The organism is Variovorax sp. V15 (assembly GCF_041154425.1).
Lineage (GTDB): Bacteria > Pseudomonadota > Gammaproteobacteria > Burkholderiales > Burkholderiaceae_C > Variovorax > Variovorax guangxiensis.
The window spans coordinates 340,403-363,185 of record NZ_AP028659.1; the positions used below are offsets into that span (position 1 = coordinate 340,403).

22 protein-coding genes are annotated in these 22,783 nt (G+C 69.6%); 11 read left to right on the forward strand and 11 right to left on the reverse strand.

Features of this window, described 5'->3' with window-relative positions; genetic code table 11:
* Positions 1-14: 14 nt before the first annotated feature.
* On the reverse strand, positions 15-1,460 hold the full coding sequence (locus tag ACAM57_RS01640) for a nicotinate phosphoribosyltransferase (RefSeq protein ID WP_369660494.1): 1,446 nt from the start codon (positions 1,458-1,460) through the stop codon (positions 15-17).
* 66 nt (positions 1,461-1,526) lie between these two features.
* Positions 1,527-2,597: a bifunctional nicotinamide-nucleotide adenylyltransferase/Nudix hydroxylase gene (locus ACAM57_RS01645; RefSeq protein WP_369660495.1), complete on the reverse strand. Its 1,071-nt coding sequence runs from the start codon at positions 2,595-2,597 to the stop codon at positions 1,527-1,529.
* A gap of 81 nt (positions 2,598-2,678) precedes the next feature.
* On the opposite strand from ACAM57_RS01645, the gene ACAM57_RS01650 reads away from it, so the two are divergent.
* From ACAM57_RS01650 to ACAM57_RS01670, 5 genes are all read left to right on the forward strand, one after another.
* Positions 2,679-3,512 carry a pseudouridine synthase gene (locus ACAM57_RS01650; protein WP_184639654.1) on the forward strand — a complete coding sequence of 278 codons (834 nt, stop codon included), beginning with the start codon at positions 2,679-2,681 and terminating at the stop codon, positions 3,510-3,512.
* Entirely contained in the window at positions 3,479-4,612 is a 1,134-nt protein-coding gene (locus tag ACAM57_RS01655; protein ID WP_369660496.1) for a winged helix DNA-binding domain-containing protein, read from the forward strand. The genes ACAM57_RS01650 and ACAM57_RS01655 overlap by 34 nt, the downstream gene beginning before the upstream one ends.
* Before the next feature lie 144 nt (positions 4,613-4,756).
* Positions 4,757-5,413, forward strand: coding sequence for a response regulator transcription factor (locus ACAM57_RS01660; protein ID WP_176665079.1), 657 nt, complete (start codon positions 4,757-4,759; stop codon positions 5,411-5,413).
* Between the two features lie 58 nt (positions 5,414-5,471).
* Positions 5,472-6,839: a HAMP domain-containing sensor histidine kinase gene (locus ACAM57_RS01665; RefSeq protein WP_126025441.1), complete on the forward strand. Its 1,368-nt coding sequence runs from the start codon at positions 5,472-5,474 to the stop codon at positions 6,837-6,839.
* A gap of 192 nt (positions 6,840-7,031) precedes the next feature.
* The gene (locus tag ACAM57_RS01670) at positions 7,032-7,370 is read left to right on the forward strand and encodes a hypothetical protein (RefSeq protein ID WP_369660497.1); all 339 of its coding nucleotides are present in this window, start codon (positions 7,032-7,034) and stop codon (positions 7,368-7,370) included.
* Between the two features lie 35 nt (positions 7,371-7,405).
* Here the strand turns inward: ACAM57_RS01670 and aqpZ are convergent, their stop codons facing one another.
* Together aqpZ and ACAM57_RS01680 are read right to left on the reverse strand one after the other, a co-directional pair.
* Positions 7,406-8,113 (reverse strand): aquaporin Z, encoded by a 708-nt coding sequence (aqpZ, locus tag ACAM57_RS01675; protein ID WP_126025443.1) that lies wholly within the window; start codon positions 8,111-8,113, stop codon positions 7,406-7,408.
* 186 nt (positions 8,114-8,299) lie between these two features.
* Positions 8,300-9,313 (reverse strand): NAD(P)-dependent alcohol dehydrogenase, encoded by a 1,014-nt coding sequence (locus ACAM57_RS01680; RefSeq protein WP_369660498.1) that lies wholly within the window; start codon positions 9,311-9,313, stop codon positions 8,300-8,302.
* Positions 9,314-9,417: 104 nt separating this feature from the next.
* Between ACAM57_RS01680 and ACAM57_RS01685 the strand changes: the two genes are divergently transcribed.
* Together ACAM57_RS01685 and ACAM57_RS01690 are read left to right on the forward strand one after the other, a co-directional pair.
* Complete coding sequence (locus tag ACAM57_RS01685; RefSeq protein ID WP_369660499.1) at positions 9,418-10,326, forward strand: LysR family transcriptional regulator; 909 nt, start codon at positions 9,418-9,420, stop codon at positions 10,324-10,326.
* Positions 10,327-10,382: 56 nt separating this feature from the next.
* The gene (locus tag ACAM57_RS01690) at positions 10,383-11,423 is read left to right on the forward strand and encodes an ABC transporter substrate-binding protein (RefSeq protein WP_369660500.1); all 1,041 of its coding nucleotides are present in this window, start codon (positions 10,383-10,385) and stop codon (positions 11,421-11,423) included.
* 43 nt (positions 11,424-11,466) lie between these two features.
* On the opposite strand, the gene ACAM57_RS01695 is transcribed toward ACAM57_RS01690, so the two are convergent.
* The 6 genes from ACAM57_RS01695 to ACAM57_RS01720 form a co-directional block, all read right to left on the reverse strand.
* Positions 11,467-12,111 (reverse strand): hypothetical protein, encoded by a 645-nt coding sequence (locus tag ACAM57_RS01695; protein ID WP_369660501.1) that lies wholly within the window; start codon positions 12,109-12,111, stop codon positions 11,467-11,469.
* A complete protein-coding gene (locus tag ACAM57_RS01700; protein WP_369660502.1) occupies positions 12,108-12,920 on the reverse strand; it encodes a hypothetical protein in 813 nt (270 codons plus the stop codon). Before ACAM57_RS01700 ends, ACAM57_RS01695 begins: the two co-directional genes overlap by 4 nt.
* On the reverse strand, positions 12,917-13,411 hold the full coding sequence (locus ACAM57_RS01705; protein ID WP_369660503.1) for a hypothetical protein: 495 nt from the start codon (positions 13,409-13,411) through the stop codon (positions 12,917-12,919). Before ACAM57_RS01705 ends, ACAM57_RS01700 begins: the two co-directional genes overlap by 4 nt.
* Positions 13,408-14,043 (reverse strand): hypothetical protein, encoded by a 636-nt coding sequence (locus ACAM57_RS01710; RefSeq protein ID WP_369660504.1) that lies wholly within the window; start codon positions 14,041-14,043, stop codon positions 13,408-13,410. The genes ACAM57_RS01705 and ACAM57_RS01710 overlap by 4 nt, the downstream gene beginning before the upstream one ends.
* A complete protein-coding gene (locus ACAM57_RS01715; protein ID WP_184639669.1) occupies positions 14,043-14,648 on the reverse strand; it encodes a hypothetical protein in 606 nt (201 codons plus the stop codon). The genes ACAM57_RS01710 and ACAM57_RS01715 overlap by 1 nt, the downstream gene beginning before the upstream one ends.
* Before the next feature lie 62 nt (positions 14,649-14,710).
* A complete protein-coding gene (locus tag ACAM57_RS01720; protein WP_369660505.1) occupies positions 14,711-16,960 on the reverse strand; it encodes an SdrD B-like domain-containing protein in 2,250 nt (749 codons plus the stop codon).
* A gap of 350 nt (positions 16,961-17,310) precedes the next feature.
* Between ACAM57_RS01720 and htpG the strand changes: the two genes are divergently transcribed.
* The 4 genes from htpG (at position 17,311) to ACAM57_RS01740 (ending at position 21,647) form a co-directional block, all read left to right on the forward strand.
* Positions 17,311-19,344 (forward strand): molecular chaperone HtpG, encoded by a 2,034-nt coding sequence (gene htpG, locus ACAM57_RS01725; protein WP_369660506.1) that lies wholly within the window; start codon positions 17,311-17,313, stop codon positions 19,342-19,344.
* A complete protein-coding gene (locus ACAM57_RS01730) occupies positions 19,341-20,018 on the forward strand; it encodes a hypothetical protein (protein ID WP_369660507.1) in 678 nt (225 codons plus the stop codon). Before htpG ends, ACAM57_RS01730 begins: the two co-directional genes overlap by 4 nt.
* Positions 20,019-20,118: 100 nt before the next feature.
* Positions 20,119-21,111, forward strand: a complete 993-nt coding sequence (locus ACAM57_RS01735) for a Bug family tripartite tricarboxylate transporter substrate binding protein (protein WP_369660508.1) — start codon at positions 20,119-20,121, stop codon at positions 21,109-21,111.
* 170 nt (positions 21,112-21,281) lie between these two features.
* A complete protein-coding gene (locus ACAM57_RS01740) occupies positions 21,282-21,647 on the forward strand; it encodes a nuclear transport factor 2 family protein (protein WP_369660509.1) in 366 nt (121 codons plus the stop codon).
* Positions 21,648-21,654: 7 nt separating this feature from the next.
* Here the strand turns inward: ACAM57_RS01740 and ACAM57_RS01745 are convergent, their stop codons facing one another.
* A complete protein-coding gene (locus tag ACAM57_RS01745; protein WP_369660510.1) occupies positions 21,655-22,782 on the reverse strand; it encodes a hypothetical protein in 1,128 nt (375 codons plus the stop codon).
* Between the last annotated feature and the right edge of the window lies 1 nt (position 22,783).

The following is a 22,783-nucleotide window of genomic DNA, read 5'->3' on the forward strand; positions in this document are numbered from 1 at the left end:
ACGACCCCGCAGGCTCAAAGCGGCGCGCGCGAGGTGATCAGCTGGCCGACGCCGGCAGCAGCCCGCTCACGCACAGCCTCGAAGCTGGTGCTCTCCACGATGCGCCCGTTCTCGAACACGGTCTGCAGCAGATCGGCCTGGTCAGGTCCGAGCGTTTCCTCGCGCAGGGTACGCACCTCGCCACCTTCGCCGCGCACCAGCGCAAGCCGCCCCTTCTTCGAGGCCTTGCCCACGTCTCCAACAGGCGACTTGTACACGTCGCGCCACTCGCCGTTCACCTGCATCGCCGAGCACTTCATCGCCCACTGCATGGTGTCGCGGTTGACCTGCTGCAGCAGCCCGCCGCCCATGCCGAAGGCGATGTTCTCCGCCGAGAAACCGTTGTGATAGAAGTTCGACAGGCACAGCCGCAGCGAGTCGAGCGTCACGCCGTCGCCCTGGATGATGCGCACGCTGTTCAGCACGCGGAAGCCCTTGGCGTTGGTCGTGGTGCCGAAGCGGTCGGCCAGGATGCGTGCAACCTGCAACGTGGTCTCGGCCGGGTCGCCCGAGTCGGGCCGCACCACCAGCGTGGCGCCAGAGGCCACCACCTTCGCCTTCAGCTCCTCGCCCCAGATGCGCGCGCAGGCGTTGAAGATGTCGTAGCTGTCGCTCACCACCGCAAAAGTGGCGCCAGGCTTGCCGAACTGGTCGACCATGTTGCCGTAGGCGTCGGCCTCGTGCTCGCGGCCCCAGCCGGTGATGGTGCTGTGCTCGGCTGCGGGAATCGAAAAGCCCGCCACGTCGCAGTCGTAGTAGCGGCGTGCGGCGACCAGCGCGGCCAGCGTGTCGGTGCCCATGAAGTTCACCAGGTGCGCCATGCCGCCGAGCGCGGCCGATTCGAGGCTCGACACGCCGCGCGCGCCGAAGTCGTGCAGCCTGAAGGCGATCTGCCCCTGCGGGTCGTCGCAGGTCGCTTCCAGGTAGCGCAGCAGCGTGGTGCGCGCGGCGGCCGAGAGCGTGGCCACCGTGGTGGGGTACCAGATGGCGCGCAGCAGCTCGGTCTCTAGGAAGCTCGTGACCCAGAAGAACTCGGGGTCGGTGTTCTCGATGGTGGCGAGCACGTTGTGCACCGGCGTCACGCTGCCTTCGGGCACGGCGCGGATGCGCACCGGCATCAGCCCGCCGTGCTTTTCGATCAGCCGCAGCCAGCCCTCGCGGTTGAAGGGCTCGCCGTGCACGGCCATGAGCGCGGCGGCTTCCTCGACGTCGTCGCGCGTCACCGGCGTCTGCAGGTATTCGCGCAGGTAGGCCTGCAGTCCGAAGAACAGCGAGTGGCTGAAGATGCCGCCGCGAGACTCGATGTAGCTGTACACCGTCTGCGTGCCGGGCGGGTACTGCATCCAGTGCGAGACCTTGTACGAGTCGGTGCGCAGCAGCAGGTTGTTGCCCAGGGGCGTGGAGGTGAGATTGCGGTTCATGTGAAAGCTCCTTTCACTGTGGCACCCGTCAACCAGGTGCCGTTCTTGCTGACAAGGCCGGGGCATTCAGTTCTTGCCCAGCCCACCCAAAAAATGATTCGCGATGAAGAAGTGGTCTTCGTAGATGCGCTCCTGCATGTCGAGGAACTCGGCGATGGGCACCCAGCGCACCTCGGCCGCGTCGTCGTCGGCGCGCACTTCCGAAAGGCCCGTCCACTGGTTGTGCGCCAGCTCGAAGAAGAAGCCGTGCGTGATGGTGCGGCCGCGCTGCGAGCGGTCGGGCGCGTCGAACACATGGCTGGCCTTCATGCTGCCGTTGAGCACGGGCACCGGCACCTTCAGGCGCGTTTCTTCCTTCAGCTCGCGGATGGCGGCGTCCTGCAGACGCTCGTGCTGGCCGACGAAGCCGCCGGGCAGTGCCCAGGTGCCCTTGCCGGGATGGAACTTGCGCTGCACCAGCAGGATGTGGCCGGCCTCGACCACCACGGCATCGACCGTGGTGTAGATCGGCGGAAATTCGCTGCCCGCATAGCGGTACTTGTCGCGGTAGTCGGCGAGGAAGGCGCGCTCCTCGCAGAGCTCGGCGTAGTCGGCCGTGCGGGTGAACTGTTCGAGGAAGGCCGCGGTGCCGTCGGGCAGGTCGGCGCGCGCAAGCTGGCCGCGGTTCTCGGGGTCGAAGTAGAGGCTGCGCACGTCGGTGGCGTTGAGGCTCTCCACGCTGTTCTGGCCGACGAACTCCCAGTGCGGGAAGAGCTTGAGGTAGTAGCTCGATGCGTCCTTCAGGTGCCCCACCAGCGCTACCTTGGCCTTGGCGGGCGCATGCCCGTCTTGTGCGATGAGGCGCTCGACCGCCGACTGGATCGACGCGATCCAGATCTGGTCGTTGTAGGGCGAGTCGCCCACGCCGACCACGCTCACGCGCATCTGCTCGGTGCCGCGAAGGCAGGCGCGCACCATGCGTTCGCGTTCGTCGAAGGTGAAGGGGTTCTTGACGCTGCGCGGCTGCCGGTCGGAGCCGACCACCACGATGACCCGCTCGGCGGCGCGAAGGCCTTCCTCGATGAGTCGTTGATGTCCGAAATGAACGGGCTGGAAACGCCCGATGACGATGGCGTACTGGTACTTGCGTGTGCTCACTTGGGAATCCCCCAAAAATGACGCGATCAACTCGCGTCCGGGTTCAGGATAGCATCGGTGCCGCATTCCGATCAAGCCCCGATGACAGAGCCATCTCCTTCCCCCACCGATGCCGTGCGCCTGAACAAGCGCATGGCCGATCTCAAGCTGTGCTCGCGCCGCGAAGCCGACGAATGGATCGCCAACGGCTGGGTGAAGGTCAACGGCAGGCCGGCCGAGATGGGCGTGAAGGTCACGCCGGCCGACCGCATCGAGGTCGACAAGGCTGCCAAGGGGCAGCAGGCGAACCAGGTCACCATCCTCATCAACAAGCCCATCGGCTACGTGAGCGGACAGGCGGAGGACGGGCACGACCCTGCGGTCAAGCTCTTCACGCCGCAGAACCGCTGGGCCGACGACAACGCGCGCTTCTTCTTCAGCCCCAAGCAGCTGCGCGGCCTGGCGCCCTGCGGCCGGCTCGACATCGATTCCACCGGCCTGCTCGTGATGACGCAGGACGGCCGCATCGCGCGCCAGCTCATCGGCGAGGACTCGACGATGGAGAAGGAGTACCTCGTGCGCGTGGCCTACCACGGCCTGGGCCAGCCCGCGCCCACCGGCCAGCTGGTGCGGCTGGACGACGACGACCCTGTCACCACCAACGTGCAGGCGGTCTTTCCGAAGGCCATGCTCGCGAAGCTGCGCCACGGCCTGAGCCTCGACGGCCAGGCCCTGAAGCCCGCGCGCGTCGACTGGCAGAACCCCGAGCAGCTGCGCTTCGTGCTCACCGAGGGCAAGAAGCGGCAGATCCGCCGCATGTGCGAGCTGGTCGGTCTGAAGGTGGTCGGGCTGAAGCGCGTGCGCATCGGTCGGGTGATGCTCGGCAACCTGCCGCTGGGGCAATGGCGATACCTCGCGCCGCACGAGAAGTTCTGAGCCTGCGCGCGCTGAACCGCGCCACGCTGGCGCGGCAGATGCTGCTGGAGCGGCGCAAGCTGTCGGTGCCTCAGGCCATCGAGCGGCTGGCCGGGCTGCAGGCGCAGGCACCGAATCCGCCCTATGTCGGCCTCTGGAGCCGCATCGAAGGCTTCCGGCGCGACCAGCTCACCGAGGCGCTGCGCAGGCGCCGCGTCGTGCGCATGTCGACCCTGCGCGCGACGCTGCACCTGATGACCGCGCAGGACGCGCTGGCATGGCGTCCGCTGCTGGAGCCCGTGCACCAGCGTGGCCTGCTGGGCAGCACGCACAAGAAGGAACTCGAAGGGCTCGATCGCGCGGCGGTGATCGCGGCGGGGCGCGCACTGCTCGGCGAACAGCCGCGCACCGGCGCCGAGCTCGGCCAGGCGCTGGGCCTTCGGTGGACCGGCCGCGAAACCGCATCGCTCGCCGCGCTGATCCGCAACAACCTGCCGCTCGTGCACCTGCCCCCGGCCGGCACCTGGAACTCGCACCAGAACGCGGTGCTGCAGCCCCTGGGCGACTGGCTCGGAGAGGCTGTGGAAGCCGCCCCTGCCACGCAGGACGACATGCTGCTGCGCTACCTCGCCGCCTTCGGCCCCGCAACGCTGGCCGATGCCGGCGCATGGTCGGGCCTCACGGGATGGAAGGCGGTTGCCGAACGCCTGCGGCCGCAGTTGCGCGTGTTCGCGGGCGAAGACGGCCAGGAGCTCTTCGACCTGCCCCGCGCGCCGCGCCCCGACCCCGACACGCCCGCGCCGCCGCGCCTGGTGGCCGAGTGGGACAACCTGCTGCTCTCGCATGCCGACCGCAGCCGCATCCTCAGCGAGGCGCATCGCGCCCGCGTGTTCACACTCAATGGCATCGTGCGCGGCACGGTGCTGCTCGACGGCTTCGTGGCGGGCACCTGGAAGATCGAGCGAGGGAAGCTGAAGGGCGGGAACACCGCCACCGTGCTGCTGGAGCCCTTCGGCCGCTGGTCGAAGGCCGACCGCGCCGGGGTGGAGAAGGAAGCTCTCGACCTGCTGGCCTTCGCCTCGGACGGCGAGGGCGAGCGCCACGCCGTGCGCCTGGCCTGACCCGGCCGTGGTCCCGGCCATTGCCCCCGCGCCGCGCCCGCCGCCTAAGCGTGCCCTAAGTATTCGTGCCTACTCTGCGCCACGGCGCAGGCTCTTCCGATCATCCCGGTCGCGTGCTACCTTGCGGCCGAAGGAGTCGCCGCGATGCGCGTGCTGTTGGTGGAAGACGATGAAATGATCGGGCGCAGCCTGAAGCAGGCGCTCGAGGGCGCGGGCTGGTCCGCGGACTGGGTGCGCGACGGCGAGCTGGCGCAGAGCGCGCTGGGCGACGGCGGCTACACCTGCGTGCTGCTCGACCTGGGCCTGCCCAGGCAGGACGGCACCGAGGTGCTGCGCCGCGCCCGTGAACGCGGCGACGCCACGCCGGTGCTGGTGCTCACCGCGCGCGACGGCTTGGACGACCGCATCCACAGCCTCGACCTCGGCGCCGACGACTACCTGCTCAAGCCCTTCGAGTTCCGCGAACTGCTCGCGCGCATGCGCGCCGTGGTGCGCCGCCGCGACGGGGCCGCGCACTCGCTGGTGGGCAGCGGCGCGCTGCAGCTGGACCTCACCACGCGTGAAGTCGTGGTCAACGGTGCACGAGAGGCGCTCACCGCGCGCGAGTTCGCGCTGCTGCATGCACTGCTGGAGCGGCCCGGCGCCATCCTGTCGCGCGAGCAGCTGGAGAACCGCATCTACGGCTGGGGCGAGGAAGTGACCAGCAACGCGATCGACGTGCTGATCCATGGCATGCGCCGCAAGCTCGGCGCCGATGCGATCCGCAACGTGCGCGGACTGGGCTGGCGCGTGGCCGCATGATGATGCTCGCCCGCAGGCTCCACGCACTTCGGGGCCGGGCTGCCGGGCTGGCCTGCCGATGAACGCAACCTCGCGCGGCCCGGGCCGCTGGTGGCGGCCGCGATCGCTGCGCACGCAACTGCTGCTGTGGCTCATCACGCTGCACCTGGGCGCGGCCGTGCTCACGGCGTGGTTCTCCTTCGTGGCCTACGGCAACCTCGTGCACAACGCGCTGGACGACCAGATGCGCCTCGTGGCCGAGTCGTACGCGGGCAGCGACCCGCAGAAGCTGCCGCGCCCGATGGACGGCGAGGCCGCCTTCTCGCGCGGCGCCTTCATCGTGCAGATCTGGAGCGCCGATGGCAGCACGCTGCGCGCCACCTCGTGGCCGGTGCTCACGGTGCCGCTGCAGGCGCGCCCCGGCTTCAGCGACGTGAACACCGGCACGCACTCGGGCTCCGCATGGCGCGTGTTCACCGCCGAGCCCGGCTCGCGCGCCGACCAGCCGCGCGTGCAGGTGCTTCAGAACGAGGACTACCGCCGCCGCCGCGCATTGCGCCGCGCGCTGCTGGAAGGACTGCCGATCACGCTGCTGCTGCCGCTGGCGCTGCTGATCCTCTGGATCATCGTGTCGGCCGCGTCGCGTTCGCTGCGCGCGGTGGCGCGCGACGTGGCCTCGCAGGACGAGCGCAGCCCCACCGAGCTGTCGCTCGCGCGCGTGCCCGACGAGATCGCGCCGCTGGTGAGCGCCTTCAACAATCTGCTGTCGCGCGTGCGCAGCGCCTTCGCCACGCAGCGGCGCTTCGTGCAGGACGCGGCGCACGAGCTGCGCACGCCGATGGCGGCCATCGGCCTGCAGATCGAGAACCTGCGCGCGCACGTGCCGGCCGGCGAGGCCACCGAGCGCTTCAATCAGCTGGAGGCGGGCGTCACGCGCGCGCAGCATCTGATCGAGCAGCTGCTGCATCTCTCGCGGCAGGACGCGCCGCGCGTGGGCGGCGCGAACGAGCGCGTCGACATCGAGGTGTTGCTGCGCGACAGCGTGAGCCAGCTGATGGTGCTGGCCGACGCGCGGCGCGTGGACATCGGCTTCGAGGGAGGCATCGCCGCCGTGGTGGTCGCGCCGGTGGCCGAATTGCGCAGCGTGTTCGACAACCTGATCGACAACGCGCTGCGCTACGCGCCCGAAGGCGGCGTGGTCGACGTGAAGCTGCACCAGGTCGAAGGCCACGCGGTGGTCGACGTGCTCGACAACGGCCCCGGCATTCCGCAGGCCGCCATGGGGCGCGTGTTCGACCGCTTCTTCCGCGTGCCGGGTGCGGCGGCGGGCGGCAGCGGGTTGGGGCTGGCGATTGCCCGCACGGCGGCGGAGCGCCATGGACTGCGCATCGAACTGCGCAACCGCACCGACGGGCCGGGGCTGATGGCGCGGGTGCATCTGCCTTGAGTACTGCTGCGCACTGGCAGACGGTGCGGTCCAAAGCTTTAGAAAAAAGAGCGGCGCTCACGCGCGCCTAACTCTTCGCTCACATCCAACTCAGTCGGCCTGCCTAGAGTGCGTTCAGGTCCTGCCACGCGCAGTTCGCGCGATGGCATGTGACCGGAGACAACCTGCTTCAATCAATCAGGAGAACACACCATGCGCACTTCCTTCAAGCTTCTCGCCGTCGGTTCCCTTGCTGCGCTGGCAGCGGTGGGCACCATCAACGCATCGGCCGAAACCACCGACGGTTCGGACTTCCATCCGCTGCAGATGAATTCGCCCGAGAAGCCCGAGGTCCAGGCCGGCGCCATGGCCGCCGCGCGTCCGACCGGCACCGAGCCCATCGGCCAGTCGACCAGCGCACCCGCGATGAGTTCGACGATGCCGGTGGCCGACATCCAGGCCGGCGCCTATGCCGCATCGCACCCGACGGGCACCGAGCCGATCGGGCAATCGACTTCACTGCCGATGGTGAAGTCGGGCAGCGGCAGCTGATCCGGAAGGCCAGCCGCCGCCGGTGACGACGGCGATCAGTCGTCGTTGCCGTTGCTGAGCAGTGCGCGGTAGATCACCGCGCCGATGATGGCGCCCGCGATGGGCGCTGCCCAGAAGAGCCACAGTTCCGACACCGCATAGGACGGCCCGAAAAGGGCCGGGCCCGTGCTGCGCGCCGGGTTGACCGAGGTGTTGGTCACGGGAATCGAGATCAGGTGGATGAGCGTGAGGCACAGGCCGATGGCCAGCCCCGCGAAGCCGCCGGCCGCGCGCCTGGCAGTGGCACCGAGGATAACGATCAGGAATACGGCCGTCATCACCACTTCGCACAGCAATGCGGCCGTCATGCCGTACTTGCCGGGCGAGTGTTCGCCATAGCCGTTGGTAGCGAAGCCGCCGATGTCCGCGCCAGGCTTGCCGGTGGCGATGAGATAGAGAATGCCCGCCGCCGCGATGGCGCCGAGCACCTGCGCCACGATGTAGCCCGCGAGCTGCGAGGCCTTGAAGCGGCCCGCGGCGGCGAGGCCGATGGACACCGCCGGATTGAAGTGCCCGCCCGAGATCGGGCCCAGTGCGTAGGCCCCCGTCACCACCGTGAGGCCGAAGGCCAGCGAGACGCCAAGCAGGCCGATGCCGACGTTTGGAAAGGCAGCCGCCAGAACTGCGCTTCCGCAGCCTCCGAGCGTGAGCCAGAAAGTACCAATGAACTCGGCAGACCATTTTTTATAGGTACTGTGTTCCATACCGCTCCATCCTGAAGTTGAGAAGGCGCGCATGCCGCCGGGGCGATGCGCGGGCGGATTCTAGGAACGCAAACAGGGAGCGTCGAGCAAGTCGTTGGCGCTAACGGAACCTGTTCACGGATGCCGCGGCTTTGTGCATTGCCGCAACTTCGTTGCATCTGCGGCACCAATGGGTTTCGTGATCTTTTACAGCGTCACGACGATCTTTCCGAAGGCGCCGCGCTCCAGATGGTCGAGCGCTTCGGGCAATGCGTCGAAGCCGTAGCTCGCCGCGATCACCGGCTTGAGCGCGTTCGCATCGACGGCGCGCACCAGGTCCTCGAGCGCGCGGCGATGGCCCACGCCGATGCCCTGCACCGTCACGCGGCCCAGCACCATCGCGTAGAACGATGCGCTGAGCGTCTCGCCGCCGAGCATGCCGATGATCGACACGCGCCCACCCTGCTTCACGGCCTGCAGCGAGCGGTCGAGGTTCGGGCCGCTCGCGAGTTCGAGCACGTGGTCGGCGCCGCGCCCCTGCGTGAGGCGGCGCACTTCTGCGGGCCAGTCGCCGTCGCGCGCGAGCACGTGCGTGGCGCCGAGCGCGAGGGCCTGCGCGTGCTTGGCTTCGTCGCCGCCCGTCACCACGATGGCCCGCGCACCGTGCAGCCGCGCGATCTGCAGGCCGAAGAGCGCAACGCCGCCGGTGCCGTGGATCAGCACCGTCTCGCCCGCACGCAGCGCACCGGTCTCGGCCAGCGCGAACCATGCGGTGAGGCCCGCGCAGGGCAGTGTGCTGGCTTCGGCCAGGCTCAGCGTCCCGGGCGCGGCCACCGCCCATGCGGCATCGAGCAACACGTGCGAGGCCAGCATGCCGGGGCCGGGCCCGCCGAGCAGCGTGGTGTCGGCATGCCAGTGGCTGTCGATCCAGCCGCCCCAGAAGGTGTTGACGACGCGGTCGCCAACCGCGAAGCGCGTCACACCAGCACCGATGGCCACCACGGTGCCGGCCATGTCGGAGCCGGGCACGAAGGGCATGCCGATCGCCATGCCCATGCCGTCGCGGATCATCAGCAGGTCGCGGTAGTTGAGGGATACCGCGCCTACCTTCACGAGGATCTGGTTCGCACTCGGCGTGGGCAGCGGCGCCTCGCCCTGTTCGAGATGGGCGCGGCCGAATTCGGGAAGCTGCCAGCGGCGCAGCGTTCGGGGTTCTTGCATGAAGGGGCTCCAGGGGAAGAAAGACAAGAAGCCTTCATGCTATTGACGATCAAAGATATCCGGTGGTGGATAATTTTCCGATCAATGGCGCCTGAAAGTATCCAATGAGCCAGCGTCTGCAAGGCATAGAAGAGTTCGTCGCGGCGGTGGAGGCGGGCAGCTTCGCGCTGGCCGCGCAGCGCCTGCACGTCACGCGCTCGGCAGTCGCCAAGAGCATCGCGCGGCTCGAATCGCGGCTGGACACGCGGCTCTTCCTGCGCACCACGCGCAGCCAGAGCCTCACGCAGGAGGGCCACGGCTACTACGAGCGCTGCCGCCGCGCGCTCGCCGAGCTCGATGCGGCCGAGGCCATCGCCGACGTGGCGCGCAGCACCGCCTCGGGCCTCGTGCGACTGAGCATGCCGGCGATGCTGGGCCGGCTGAAGGTCGGGCCGCTGCTGCTGGCACTGGCGCGGCACCATCCGCAGCTGTCGCTGGAGCTCTCGTTCAACGACCGGCGCGTTGATCTTGTCGAGGAGGGACTCGATCTCGCCATCCGCAGCGGCGAGCTCGCCGACAGCACGGAGCTGGTCGCGCGGCCGGTCGGCATGCAGTGGATGGTGCTGTGCGCCTCGCCCGGCTACCTGGCCGCGCATGGGCATCCCGCCGGCATCGACGAGCTGAAAGGGCACGGGGCCGTGCTCTACGCGCGCGACGGGCAGGTCTCGTCCTGGCGCTTCCACGACGCCGAGGGCCGCCTCGTCGAAGTGACGCCGCCGTCGCGGCTGCGCTGCGACAGCGCCGAGGTGCTGCTGGAGGCGGCCGTCGGCGGCATGGGCCTCGCGCGGCTGCCGGCATGGCTCGCGGCCGACGCGCTCGCGGCGGGTACGCTGGTGCGCGTGTTCGACGAGCCCCGGCCCTTCGGCTTCGCGCTGAACGTGATCCGCTCGCGCAGCCGCTACCTGCCGCTGAAGACGCGCGTGGTGACCGACTGGCTGGCCGAGCACCTGCCGCCGTTGCTGGCCGCGCGCTGAACGCCTGTTGGGCGCTATCCTGCGCCTTCCAACAAAGACAACGAGGAGATCCGCGCATGCGCCCAGCCGCCATCCGTCACATCGCCGTCGCCGCAGGCTTCGCCACGGCAGCCCTTCTTGGAGCGTCGAACGCCGCCGCGCAAGGCACGGTCAACGCGCTGTGCAGCACCGATGCCGGCTGGTGCGAGGCGGCCGCCACGGCTTTCACGCGCGAGACCGGCATCAAGGTGCAGCAGGCCCACAAGGGCACAGGCGAGATCGGTGCCCAGCTGCGCGCCGAGGCCGCCAATCCCAAGACAGACATCTGGTGGGGCGGCACCGGCGATCCGTTCCTGCAGGCGGCCGAGCAAGGCCTGCTGGAACCCTACCGCCCGGCCTACATCAACGACCTGCACGACTGGGCGGTGCGGCAGTACGCGCTGTCGCAGAACATGGTGGGCGGCTACTACACCAGCGCCATCGGCTTCGGTTTCAACACCGACGTGCTCAAGAAGAAAAAGCTGCACGAGCCCAGGTGCTGGGCCGACCTGATCAAGCCCGAATACAAGGGTGAGATCGAGATCTCGCACCCCGCCACCAGCGGCACGGCCTACACCATCATCGCGGGGCTGGTGCAGCAGATGGGCGAGGAGGAGGCCTTCGACTACCTGAAGAAGCTGCACAGGAACGTGACCAGCTACACCCGCAGCGGCCAGGCGCAGGCGCCCAACGTGGCCAAGGGCGAGGTGGCCATCGGCGTGAGCTTCATCTTCGGCTTCGAGCGCTGGCGGTATGACAAATTTCCCGTGAAGACCGCCGCGCCCTGCGAGGGCACCGGCTACGAGATCGGCGGCATCGCCCTCGTGAAGGGCGCGCGCAACAAGGAGAACGCCAGGCGCTACTACGACTGGCTGATGAGCCCCGCGGGGCAGGCCATCGGCGGCAAGGCGGGCAGCCTGCAGTCGCCGGCCAACAAGACCTTCAAGCCCGATCCGCGCATCCCGTCGATGGCCGACGTGAAGCTCATCAGGTACGACTTCGAGAAGTACGGCAAGGCGGCCGAGCGCAAGCGCCTCATCGACCGCTGGACGCGCGAGGTGGAGTCGTTGCCTAGATAGGGCTCGCCCCGGCACCGTGAACGATTCTCCGAGCCGAGCCGCTTCAGGGCGAACTGGCGGTGAAGGTGACCTGGCCGGTATAGGTGCCGGCGGTGCGGCTGGCGAGGTTGGCGTAGGAAAAGGTCCAGGTCGCGGTGCGCTGGGTGACGAGGTTGGCGAAGGCCGTGCCGACCACATTCACGGCGGCACCGGTGCCCGTGTTCGGAATCTGCGGCGCGGGCAGGTTGGCGTCGCTGCTGGCGATGGTGATCTCCGACAGCGGGATCGTGTTGGCGCCGCTGGCCAGCGGCGTCGTCGCGGTGGCCCGCAGCGTGACCTGCCCCGCGTTGCTGCGCACTTCCACCGGCAACGCGTTGCCCGAGGGCGTGACGCCGAATCCGGGCGCCGCGCCGCTCCAGTTCACCGGTGTGTTGTTGCCCGCGACCGGCGTGGTGGGCACGGCCGGGATCGACGGCGTGAGCGCGAAGCTCACCGTGCTCACGGTGCCGCCCGGCGTGGGCCAGGCACCGTCGCCGATGCGGAAGAAGATGAACTTGTCGATGGCGATGGTGAAGTCCAGGTTCACGCCCGTGCTCAGCGGCACGGTCGCGCTGGGGCCGGCGGTGCTGGAGGCGGCCCGCGAGGCGGTCACCAGGCCCGTGCCCAGCGCAAGGGCCAGCAGTCCGGCCTGCGTCGCGCGAAGCGTCATTTCAGCTCCACGTCGACCTTGAAGCTGCCCTTCTCCCAGTCCAGCCTGCCGCTGGCCTTCACCGGATAGACGGGCTGCGGCGGGGGCTGCCCGCCCTCGCCCTTGGGCACCAGCGCCAGTGTGCGCGTCTGGCCCGGCAGGATCGGCGTACCCTCGGGCACCAGCTCGAACGCGAGGCCCTTGCTGTCGGTGGCGTCCAGGCTGCCTTCGAGCCGGCCGTGGGCGTCGCCTGTGTTGGCCACCGTCACGACTGCGCGCCGCGCGCCGCCGGATTCTCCGCTGGCGATCTGCCTGATCTCCAGCCTGGGCTCCGCGCCGTCGAGCATGACGTACACCGCCACCGCGATGCGGCCGGTGACCGGCAGGCTCAGGCTGGCGCCGCCGCCGCGGATGACGGTCTGCTGCGCCGGCTCCGTGCCCTCGATGGCGATCATGAATCGGCACTCGCCGCGCGGCGCATCGGCCGGCGGTTCGACCTGGAAGCGGAACGAGCGCTTGCCGCGCGCGGGCACCGTCACGTTGCGCCGCTCCAGCACCACCCACGGCCTGCAGCTGCCGGGCAGCAGCTCGTCGTGATAGCCGATGTTGCCTTCGGGCGAATAGCTCCAGTCGATGGTGCGCATCGTCACCTCGGAGGCGGTCGAGGCCAGGTTGTGGATATCCAGCGACTGGCCGAGCCGCGCGCCGGCCTTGCCCGCGAGCTCGAAGCGCGACGGGGTGACGGCCAACTCGAAGGGCGCGGCCGTCGCCGTCCCGGCAGCGGCGAGCAGCACGAGGAAGAGGGGTGCGAGAAAGGCTGGTGCGTTCATGGCAGTGTCTCGATTTCGAAGAACGACTCGAAGCTCAGCGCCGAGCCCGACGGCATGCGCAGTTCGCGCGGATCGACGCGCAGCGTCAGCTCGAAGGTCTCGTTCATCCACGGCGACTGGACCACGCCGTTCCACACCTGCACCCGGTCGCCGGGGCGGCCGCTGCCGCCGGCGAAGGCGCCGTTGCCGCGCCACTGCACCAGCATGCCGGCGGGAGAGCGCAGGCCCGCCACCATCGCCGGGATCACGTAGAAGATGCGCGCGCGGCGGCCCACGTGCGGCGCGGTGGCCAGCCGGTACTCGACCCGCCCGAGCGGCAGCACCAGCATGTGGCCGTCCATGCCCTGGGCGTTGGCGAAGTCGCTGCGCACCTGTGCGCGCGGCGAGGCCGAGTCGTCCAGCCGCTCGATCGCCGCCCGCGCCGGCACGCACAGCAGCGACGCAGCAGCCGCTCCTGCCGCGAGGACCGTGCGAAGGCGCTGGCGCTTCATTCCATCGACGCCGTGAAGCGCACGGTTCCCTTGTAGCTGCCGCCCGGATACACGACGTTGTTGTCGTAGGAGAACTGCAGCTGCGTGGCCGTGATGTTGTTCGACAGGTAGGTCCAGGTGCCGACGCCCAGCACGCAGGGCAGGCCGAGCGGGCCGACGCAGAAGGTGGCGTTGGCGTTGTAGCTTGCGATCGTCTGGTTGGCCGTGGCGGTGAAGCGGCCGCTCTGGATGTCGCCCGAGGCCGCGCTGCTGTTGTTCGTGGCCACCCAGCTGATGCTGCTGAACGGAATGGCAGTGCTGCCGCAGCCGCCCGACTGGCAGGTCAGGGCAGCGGATGAATCGACGCGCAGCGTCACCGGCCGCGCCACGGTGGTGTTGGCCACCGGCCGCACCGGCATCACCCAGACGCTGATGGCCGGCGTGCCGGTCACGGCCGTGGGTGTCAGCCCCGCGTTGGCGCCGGTCACGCTGAAGGCCACCGTGTCGACGGTCGCGCCGGCCGAGCCCACGCGCAGCGTCAGGCTGTAGGTGCTTCCGGTGTCGGTGACCGTGGTGATGACGGCGCGCGCGGGCATTGCGGCAAGCATGGCCGCAGCCGTGAGCGCCGTCGCCATTGCCGCACGCGCGGGCATCAGATGCCCTGGGCGGTGTACGTGATGGTGTTCGTGTAGGTGCCCGCGACCCAGCCGGCGGGCGTGCCGCCCAGCGTGTAGGCCCAGGTGCCGGATGCCACCGCGTTCGAGGGGAACGAGGTCGAGGCGCAGGCGCCGAGGTTGGCTCCGGGGTGTGGCAGCGTGCCCGTGGTCGCGACGGTGAAGTCCGCGTTCGCCGGACCGCCGGCCGCGGGCGCCCAGGTGCCCATGGCGCAATTGATGGTGCCTGCGCCCGCGTTGGTCCAGGCGTACACGTTGAGCGTGTTCGTGGTCGACGCGGGCGCGACGGTGGGCGCCGCGCCGTTCCAGTCGACGCTGGTGTTGTTGCCCGTGACCGGCGTGGTCGGCACCGGCGGGATGCTGAGGGTGGAGGCCCAGGTCACCGTGTCGATGGTGGTGTCGGTCGAGCCCACGCGCAGCAGGATCAGCTTGGGCACCGTCACGCTCAGGTTCACCCTGGCCTGCGCCGTGATCGTGCCCGTGCCGGAGCCGTACTGGCTCTCGGCCATGGCATTGGCGCCGGCGAGCGCGAGGCCCGCGAGGCACAGCGCCTGCAGATTGCGGGAGATGGGTGCTCTGGTCATGGACTCTCCTTGGGTTGAATGCATGAGGGGGAAAGAGGCGGCAGGCAGCTCGGTTCGTTCGTTCACTCGCCCACCTTCACGACGGGGATCGCCGCGCCGGCATGGCCGCGCAGCGGAACGTTCACGCTCACCCCGTTCTCGCCGGCCGCGCCCCATGGCAGCGGCACGCTCTCGAGCCGGAGCGTCAGCTGGTGGCGGCCGGTGGTCACCATCGGAAATTCGAAGCGACCGTCGCGGTCGGTGACGGCGCGGTAGCGGCCGTCGAGCAGCACCTCGACGCCCGAGACGCCGCCCTCGCCCGATTGCTCCTCGCCGTCGCGGTTGGCGTCGTAGAACACGCGGCCCGACACGCTGCCGCCGCCCGGCCCCTCGGTGCGCATGCCGGCGGCCCGGTAGCCGGTGCCGGCGCTGCCCTCCCAGCGCAGGTAGACATAGGCCGTCTTCTCATTGCTGCGGTAGAGGCTGGGGCCCGACCACGATGTCGGCAGCAGCGAGGCCCGCGCCTGGTTGAAGTTGGCCATGAAGCCCAGCCGCCAGCCCGAGCCCAGGTCCTTCTCGGCCATGAGCGAGCCCGACAGGCCCCGGCTGGTGTAGAGGCCGCCGCTTTGCGAGGTGTAGCGCAGGTTGCCGCCCACGTTGAAGCCGCCGTCGAACCAGTAGCGGAACTGCAGGCCCGCCGTCGGATAGTTGCGGGCGGTGCCGCCGCTGCGGTCGCGCGCGTGGCCGATGGTGGTGGTGAGCTCGGGGCGCATGGTCTCGTAGCGCCCGCCGATCCAGTCCTGCTCCCACTGCACTTCCTGGCCCGTGGCGGCGGCGTCGCCCAGCACGACCAGTTCGTTGCGCCGCACCGTCAGCGTGAAGCGGCTGCGCGGCCAGTCGAAGAAGCGGGTCTGGTAGAAGGCGCTCGCGTAGAGGCTGCGGCCGTCGCCGGCGCCGGTGGACGTGCCCGGCAGGCTGCCGGCGGGGCTCGCTTCGTAGCGCGTGCGGTAGGCGCTCACGCTGCCGCCGATGGAGTTGTAGCGGTCGAAGAGGTACTGGAAGTTGCCGTTCGCGCCCACGCGCCGGTAGCCCGAGAGGCGGAAGCTCGCGTCGGTCGCCGCGCGCTCGTAGTCCAGCCCGGCGCCCCAGCTCATGCGGCTGGTGTTGCGATCCACCCGCCAATAGGCGCCGCGTGTGCCGGTGGCCAGCGCGTAGTCGCCGAAGTACAGGTTGGGCCGCGCGGCATAGGCGCCGAACTCGTGGCGGTAAAGGCCGGTGCGCGCGCTCGCCTCGACGAAGAGGCCGTGCGAATCGCCGGTGGCCACGCCTGGCGTGGGCGAGCTCACGCGGCTGCCCACCAGCGTGGCGCGCGCCTTGAGATCGCCGTCGCGCAGCACCTCGCGGCCGTAGCCCAGCGAGGTGGCCCAGCTGGTGACGTCCTTGCGGCCGAAGCCCTGGGCCGTCAGCGGGTCGTAGTAGTAGGCGGGCACATTGCGCGCCTGGTCGAGCTGGAACGCGGTGAACCACTTGTCGTCCAGCCGCAGCGTGGCGCCGAGCCAGCCCAGCGTGCCCTGGCTCTTCTCGAAGCCCGGATAGGGCCCGCCCGTGAGGTTGCCGCGCTGGCCGAAGCCGGCGCGCAGGTCGAGGCCGCTGTTGAAGACGCGGGCGGAGGCGCCGCGCACGGTGGTCGAGCCCAGCGAAAGGCGGTAGTTGCGCGAGAGGCCGTCGGTGAGCTCGCTGTAGGTGTCGCCCACGGTGGTGTCGGCGAAGGTCCGGGTGGTCAGCGGAAAGCCGAGGTTGCGCAGCGTGAAGCGGCCGCTGGTGTTCTCGCGCGCATAGCCCAGCGAGCCGATGCCGAAGCCGCTGCCCGTGGTGTTGTCGCCGCCGAGGTGGCGGCCGTCGGCCTGCAGCACGAATTCGCCGTAGTTGAGGGTCTCGCGGCGGTACTCGAAGCGCTGGCCGAGCTCGGTCGCGCGCTGGCGGCCGTAGCCGGTGGTGGTGGCCTCGCCGAAGCCGATGCGGCTTTCCACCAGCCAGGCGCGGTAGCCCTCGGGCTGCGCGGTTTCCGGCTCTTGCTCGGCCGAAGCCCGGTCCGGCGGGGCGGTGTCGGGCGTCATGAAGCGGTCTTCGTAGGCCTTGGGCGCGGATTCCATGAGCGCCTTCAACCGCGCCTGCTCCGCCTGCGCACGGTCGAGGGTTTCGATGCGCGCGTCAGCCACGGCATGGGCGGCCGGGGCGCTCGCCTGCGGCTGCTGCTGGGGTTCCGCCTGTGCCTGCGCACAGGACAGCCAGGCGAGGGCGGTCGTGCACTCGAGCCATGCAAGGGCGGCCACCGGGCGCCTCGCGGCTCCGGGCGGGCCGGAAACGGCCCCTGGCGACGTGCAAGTCATCAGAAGTCATCCCTTGTCTCGTTCCCCGGGGCTGCACCCCTGTTCGTGTCACTTCTTGGCAGTCGTCAGGATATTTCAGAACTATTAACAAGAGTCAATTTTTCGGGGGGCGGAGGGTTTTCCCCAGAGGAGGACGCGGGCCTCGGGCCTTCAGGAAGGCCAAAAATGGAACGTTGGATTTCATTTGCTCTTGATGAGAACAAAAGACGGCCCAATTGAAGACGTTGGCGCGGCGGCGCCCTGCAGCGCCGCGCCCGACTTAGAATTTTTCCGGTTTCGACATTTCAATTTCCATGGCTGATTCCTCCAAAACCAAACTCCCGTTCCAGGCTGAAGTCGCGCAACTGCTGCACCTCGTCACGCATGCGCTGTACTCCAACAAGGAAATCTTCCTGCGCGAACTGATCTCGAATGCATCGGACGCCTGCGACAAGCTGCGCTTCGAGGCCCTCGACCATCCCGAGCTCTACGAAGGCCAGTCCGACCTCGACGTGCGCCTGAGCTTCGACAAGGCCGCGCGCACCATCACCATCACCGACAAGGGCATCGGCCTGTCGCGCCAGGAGGCGATCGACAACCTCGGCACCATCGCCAAGAGCGGCACCAAGGACTTCATGAGCAAGCTGAGCGGCGACCAGAAGGCCGACGCGCAGCTCATCGGCCAGTTCGGCGTGGGCTTCTACTCGGGCTTCATCGTGGCCGACAGGATCACGGTCGAGTCGCGCCGCGCGGGCCTTCCGGCCGACCAGGGCGTGCGCTGGGTGAGCGGCGGCGCCGGCGACTTCGAGGTGGCCGACATCACGCGTGCCGAGCGCGGCACCAGCATCACGCTGCACCTGCGCGAAGATGCAGACGAATACCTCAACGCCTGGAAGCTCAAGCAGATCGTCGGCAAGTACTCCGACCACATCTCCCTGCCCATCCTCATGGAGAAGGAAGAGTGGAAGGACGGCGAGAACGACCAGCCCGGCGACATGGTGAAGACCGGCGAATGGGAAACCGTCAACAAGGCCAACGCCCTGTGGAGCCGCCCCAAGAAGGACATCACCCCCGAGCAGTACGAGGAGTTCTACAAGAGCATCAGCCACGACTACGAGGCCCCGCTCGCCTGGAGCCACAACCGCGTGGAAGGCAGCACCGAGTACACGCAGCTGCTGTACATCCCGGCCAAGGCCCCCTTCGACCTGTGGAACCGCGACAAGAGCGCGGGCGTGAAGCTCTACGTGAAGCGCGTCTTCATCATGGACGACGCCGATGCGCTGATGCCCAGCTACCTGCGCTTCGTCAAGGGCGTGATCGACTCGGCCGACCTGCCGCTGAACGTGAGCCGCGAGCTGCTGCAGGAAAGCCGCGACGTGAAGGCCATCCGCGAGGGCAGCACCAAGCGCGTGCTCGGCATGCTGGAAGACCTGGCGAAGAAGCAGAAGACCGCGCCCGAGAGCGAGGGCAAGATCGACGTGGGCTCGGGCGAGTCGGTGCCGGCACCGGACCCCACCGAAGGCGTGACCGATGTTGTCGACAAGAACGCCCCCACCGCCGCTGAAACCGCCGCAGCCGCAGCCGACGAATCGGGCAAGTACGCCAGGTTCTACGCCGAGTTCGGCGCGGTGCTCAAGGAAGGCCTGGGCGAGGACTTCGCCAACCGCGACCGCATCGCCAAGCTGCTGCGCTATGCCTCCACCACCACCGACTCGGTGAGCGTGAGCTTCGCGGACTACAAGGCCCGCATGAAGGAAGGCCAGGACGCCATCTACTACATCACGGCCGACACGCTCGCAGCCGCGAAGAACAGTCCGCAGCTCGAAGTCTTCAAGAAGAAGGGCATCGAGGTGCTGCTCATGACCGACCGCGTTGACGAGTGGGCGCTGAACTACCTCAACGAGTTCGACGGCACGCCGCTGCAAAGCGTCGCCAAGGGCGCGGTCGACCTCGGCAAGCTGCAGGACGAGGCCGAGAAGAAGGCTGCCGAGGAAGCCGCCGAGTCGTTCAAGCCCATGCTCGAGAAGCTCAAGGAGGCGCTCAAGGACAAGGCCGAAGACGTGCGCGTGACCACCCGCCTGGTCGACTCGCCCGCCTGCCTGGTGGTGCAGGACGGCGGCATGAGCACGCAGCTCGCGCGCATGCTCAAGCAGGCCGGCCAGCCCGCGCCCGAGCTCAAGCCGGTGCTCGAGGTCAACGCCGAGCATCCGCTGGTGAAGAAGCTCGAGGGCTCCTCGCACTTCGACGACCTGGCCAACATCCTGTTCGACCAGGCCCTGCTGGCCGAAGGCGGCCTGCCGGCGGACCCGGCGGCCTACGTGAGGCGCGTCAACGCGCTGCTGGTGTGAACGGCCGGCCGCGCGTCATCCGGGCAGCGGCCGTCGTTCCGGCGGCGGCGCTGCTGCTCCTGGCGGGCGGCTGTTCCCACTACCACGTCGGCATTCCACTGGTGCCCGGGCTCTCGCTGGGGCTCGGCGCGACGAAGGACGGCAATTTCTCCGTCGGCTTGAACACCGGCTTCGGCCCGCTCGGCGCGGGCGTGGCGGTGAACAACGGCGGGCAGGTGTCGGGCTCGGCCGGCGTGGGCGTCGGCGTGGGGCCGGTGCGCACCGGCGTGAGCAAGAGCGCGATGCTCTACGACCCGAAGGGCCAGCCGGTGGCGGCGCCCGCCGCACCTGGCGCACCCGCCGCACCTGGCGCACCCGTTGCGCCAGCCGCGGCGACCAGCGGGGTGGCCGCCGCTGCGCCCGGCACCCCCGTGCAGTACTACTCGACGCCAGAGGCGCCGTTCACGCCCGTGGCGCCTGTCGTTCCGCCGGCTCCGGTGGCCGCGGCGCCTGCGCCAGTCAGGAGGGCGCCGCTGGTCAAGATCACGCGCCCGCCGCCCGAGCCCATCGCTCCCGTGGCGCCTGTCGCCGCAGCGGCGCCCGCCGTGAACGTCACTTACCGCACGCCGGCCGTGGCCGCCGCCGCTGCATCGGCCCGCGAGGCCGGCACGCCTGGCAATCCGGTCGCGCCCTGATCTCTTCCTGATCCCGCTCGGCCCTTGTGGCCTCGTGCGCCCCGAGCCGCCCGGCATCGGGCGATGTCACTACCATGGCGCAGTACCCTTCCTCCGCCCCATGACACGCCGCCGACCGCTTCTGCAGCAACTCCTGGCCACGACCGCGCTCGCGGCCACGCCATGGCTGCCGCGCGCGGCGAAGGCGCAGTTCGCCTACCCCTCCAAGCCCATCCGCTGGATCGTGCCCTACCAGGCCGGCGCGGGCACCGACATCGTCGCGCGCACCATCGGCGCCCAGCTTGCCATCGACTCGGGCCAGTCGGTGACCATCGAGAACCGCGGCGGTGGCAACACCGCGCTCGGCGCCATCGAGGCGGCGCGCGCCCCGGCCGACGGCTACACGCTGCTGTCGGCCGACAGCGGCACGCTGGTGTTCAACCCGGCGCTGTACCGCAACCTCAGCTACAACCCCTCGCGCGACTTCGCGCCCGTCACCCTGCTCGGGCGGCTGCCGATGGTGCTGCTGGTGGGGCCGGCCAGCGGCGTGAAGGATGCGCGGGCCTTCATCGACGACGCGCGCGCCTTCCCCGGCAAGGTCAGCTACGCCTCGGCCGGCACCGGCAGCCCGCAGCACCTTTCGATGGAGCTGCTCGAACGAGAGGCTGGCCTGGAAATGGTGCACGTGCCGTATCGCAGCGCCGCAGCCGCAGTGGCCGACGTGGCCGGCGGCCAGCTGCCAGTGATCATGTGCGACCTGGCCGCCTCGCGCCGCTTCATCCCCGGCGGCAGGCTGCGCCCGCTGGCGGTGGCGAACCCCGTGCGCCTGGCGCAGCTGCCGCGCGTGCCCACCTTCGCCGAGATCGGCCTGCCGCGCGTGGAGGCCGCCGCGCTCCTGGGCCTGGTGGTGCCCGCCAACACGCCGGGCGAGATCGTCTCGCGGCTGCAGCAGTCGGTGGCCAGCGCCATCCACAACCCCGCAGTGCTGCGCAGGCTGGCCGAGTTCGGCGTGGAGCCCGCGGGCGACACGCCCTCGCGCTTCGCGGCGCTGCTGCAGGGCGAATCGGCGCGGTGGCATCCGCTGATCCGCGATCTGAATCTTTCGTTGGATTAGCCAGGCCCCTTGCTTGTCCCGGGAGGACAGCAGTAACAGGAGCCCACGAGCCGAAGACTGACATCGTCGTTGCGGCCGGGCCGGCAACCGGGCAGGCCGGACTGATGGAAATTCGCCTTCGCCGGCACGCGTGCATTCGCATGCGCCGCACGAACACAGGAGAGTTCCGGATGTCCGAGACCCACAAGGCGATTCTCGAAAAGGCCAACGCCGCCATCACCCAGGGCGACCACGAAGGATTTCTCGCGTTCTGCACCGACGACACGAAGTGGACCTTCGTCGGCGACAGAACGCTCGATGGCAAGCAGGCGGTGCGCGAATGGATGGCGACCGCCTACCGGGAGCCGCCCCGGTTCGAGGTGCACCGCCTGATCGCCGACGGCGACTTTCTCGCGGCCCTTGGCGAGATCACGCTGAAGGACGAGACAGGCAAGGCGACCCGCCATGCGTACTGCGATGTCTGGCGCTTTCGCGACGGCCGGCTGGCCGAGCTGCAGGCCTTTGTCGTCGAAGCCCGCCCGCAGGCCCAGGGCTGAGGGCCGCCTACCGCTGCGCGTTGGCCGCGGCAAGCCCGTAAAGCAGCTCGACCCATTGCCGGAGCCGCTCGATGGCCGCCTGCCGGCCATCGGCATTGCGCGCTGCGCCATCGGCAGATGCCGCGAGCAGTTCCTCCGCCGCGCCCGCCACCGCCCGCGCGAACTTCGGTGCATCGCCGCGCCACACCACCACCCGGTGCGCCAGCCCCAACTGCGCCGCGCGGCCCGCGTTGATCGCCTGCTCGGGCTGGTCGGTAAGCAGCAGCAGGATCGGTTTGCGGTAGACCGCCGCGATCGACAGCGCCGCCATGCCCGGCGCCGAGACGATGAAGGCGCTGTGCGCGGCCGCCTCGATCCAGTGCTCGTCGCGCGCATGCCAGTGCGGGCGATGCGCATAGCCCTCGCCGACGAGGTGCGCGGGCACGCCGGCGTCGGCGAGGCCCTGCTCGAGCCCGTCGGCCAGCGCCGGTTCCTGGAAGTGCGGGTTGAGGTAGACGGCCGCCACGCGTTGCCGCGTTGCATCGCCCCTGTCCACCGCATCGACCACCGCCACCGGCGTGGCCAGCCGGTGGCGGCCATGTCCATCGTGCTGCGGTTCGCCGTAGGCGAAGTCGTGCTCGATACGCGCGAGGCTGCGGTCGATCTGCCAGGCCACGATGCGGCCGAACACCCGGGCTACGAAACCCGGCATGCGGCCGCTGAAGTTGGTCTCCAGCGCATGCCGCAGGCTCGCGCCGTACACGTGCACCACCTTGCGCCGCCACAAGGGCAGCCAGCCCATCAGCAGCAGCGCGGGGTGGAAGGAGTCGTTCACCACCAGGTCGGCATCGCGCAAGTGTGCGCGCAGCTTCCACATGTCGCGCAGCATGCGTTCGGGCCTGAACATGTACAGCGCCACGTTGCGGTCGGTCTCGCGGCGCAGCATGTTCTGCTGCGTGTCGAACTGCACCGCGTAGTGGCGCGAGAGCACCGGCGCGTCGATGCCGAAGCCGGCGAGGAAGCGCGCGCCTTCGTCGGAGGTGGTGAGCACGCGCACCTGCGCGCCGGCCTCGCGCAACGCATGCGTGAGCAGCTGCGCGCGCATGAGGTGGCCGCGCGCGTCCGCGGTCGCGAGGTAGAGGATGCGCGGCGGCATC

Excerpts from the sequence above, each read along its gene's own strand:
- ACAM57_RS01650 (WP_184639654.1), top strand. The coding sequence starts at position 2,679 with ATGACAGAGCCATCTCCTTCCCCCACCGATGCCGTGCGCCTGAACAAG.
- ACAM57_RS01705 (WP_369660503.1), bottom strand. The coding sequence starts at position 13,411 with ATGAAGCGCCAGCGCCTTCGCACGGTCCTCGCGGCAGGAGCGGCTGCT.
- ACAM57_RS01640 (WP_369660494.1), bottom strand. The coding sequence starts at position 1,460 with ATGAACCGCAATCTCACCTCCACGCCCCTGGGCAACAACCTGCTGCTG.
- ACAM57_RS01655 (WP_369660496.1), top strand. The coding sequence starts at position 3,479 with ATGGCGATACCTCGCGCCGCACGAGAAGTTCTGAGCCTGCGCGCGCTG.
- ACAM57_RS01680 (WP_369660498.1), bottom strand. The coding sequence starts at position 9,313 with ATGCAAGAACCCCGAACGCTGCGCCGCTGGCAGCTTCCCGAATTCGGC.
- ACAM57_RS01690 (WP_369660500.1), top strand. The coding sequence starts at position 10,383 with ATGCGCCCAGCCGCCATCCGTCACATCGCCGTCGCCGCAGGCTTCGCC.
- ACAM57_RS01665 (WP_126025441.1), top strand. The coding sequence starts at position 5,472 with ATGAACGCAACCTCGCGCGGCCCGGGCCGCTGGTGGCGGCCGCGATCG.
- ACAM57_RS01710 (WP_369660504.1), bottom strand. The coding sequence starts at position 14,043 with ATGCCCGCGCGTGCGGCAATGGCGACGGCGCTCACGGCTGCGGCCATG.
- ACAM57_RS01660 (WP_176665079.1), top strand. The coding sequence starts at position 4,757 with ATGCGCGTGCTGTTGGTGGAAGACGATGAAATGATCGGGCGCAGCCTG.
- ACAM57_RS01740 (WP_369660509.1), top strand. The coding sequence starts at position 21,282 with ATGTCCGAGACCCACAAGGCGATTCTCGAAAAGGCCAACGCCGCCATC.
- ACAM57_RS01745 (WP_369660510.1), bottom strand. The coding sequence starts at position 22,782 with ATGCCGCCGCGCATCCTCTACCTCGCGACCGCGGACGCGCGCGGCCAC.
- htpG (WP_369660506.1), top strand. The coding sequence starts at position 17,311 with ATGGCTGATTCCTCCAAAACCAAACTCCCGTTCCAGGCTGAAGTCGCG.
- aqpZ (WP_126025443.1), bottom strand. The coding sequence starts at position 8,113 with ATGGAACACAGTACCTATAAAAAATGGTCTGCCGAGTTCATTGGTACT.
- ACAM57_RS01670 (WP_369660497.1), top strand. The coding sequence starts at position 7,032 with ATGCGCACTTCCTTCAAGCTTCTCGCCGTCGGTTCCCTTGCTGCGCTG.
- ACAM57_RS01695 (WP_369660501.1), bottom strand. The coding sequence starts at position 12,111 with ATGACGCTTCGCGCGACGCAGGCCGGACTGCTGGCCCTTGCGCTGGGC.
- ACAM57_RS01715 (WP_184639669.1), bottom strand. The coding sequence starts at position 14,648 with ATGACCAGAGCACCCATCTCCCGCAATCTGCAGGCGCTGTGCCTCGCG.
- ACAM57_RS01735 (WP_369660508.1), top strand. The coding sequence starts at position 20,119 with ATGACACGCCGCCGACCGCTTCTGCAGCAACTCCTGGCCACGACCGCG.
- ACAM57_RS01700 (WP_369660502.1), bottom strand. The coding sequence starts at position 12,920 with ATGAACGCACCAGCCTTTCTCGCACCCCTCTTCCTCGTGCTGCTCGCC.
- ACAM57_RS01685 (WP_369660499.1), top strand. The coding sequence starts at position 9,418 with ATGAGCCAGCGTCTGCAAGGCATAGAAGAGTTCGTCGCGGCGGTGGAG.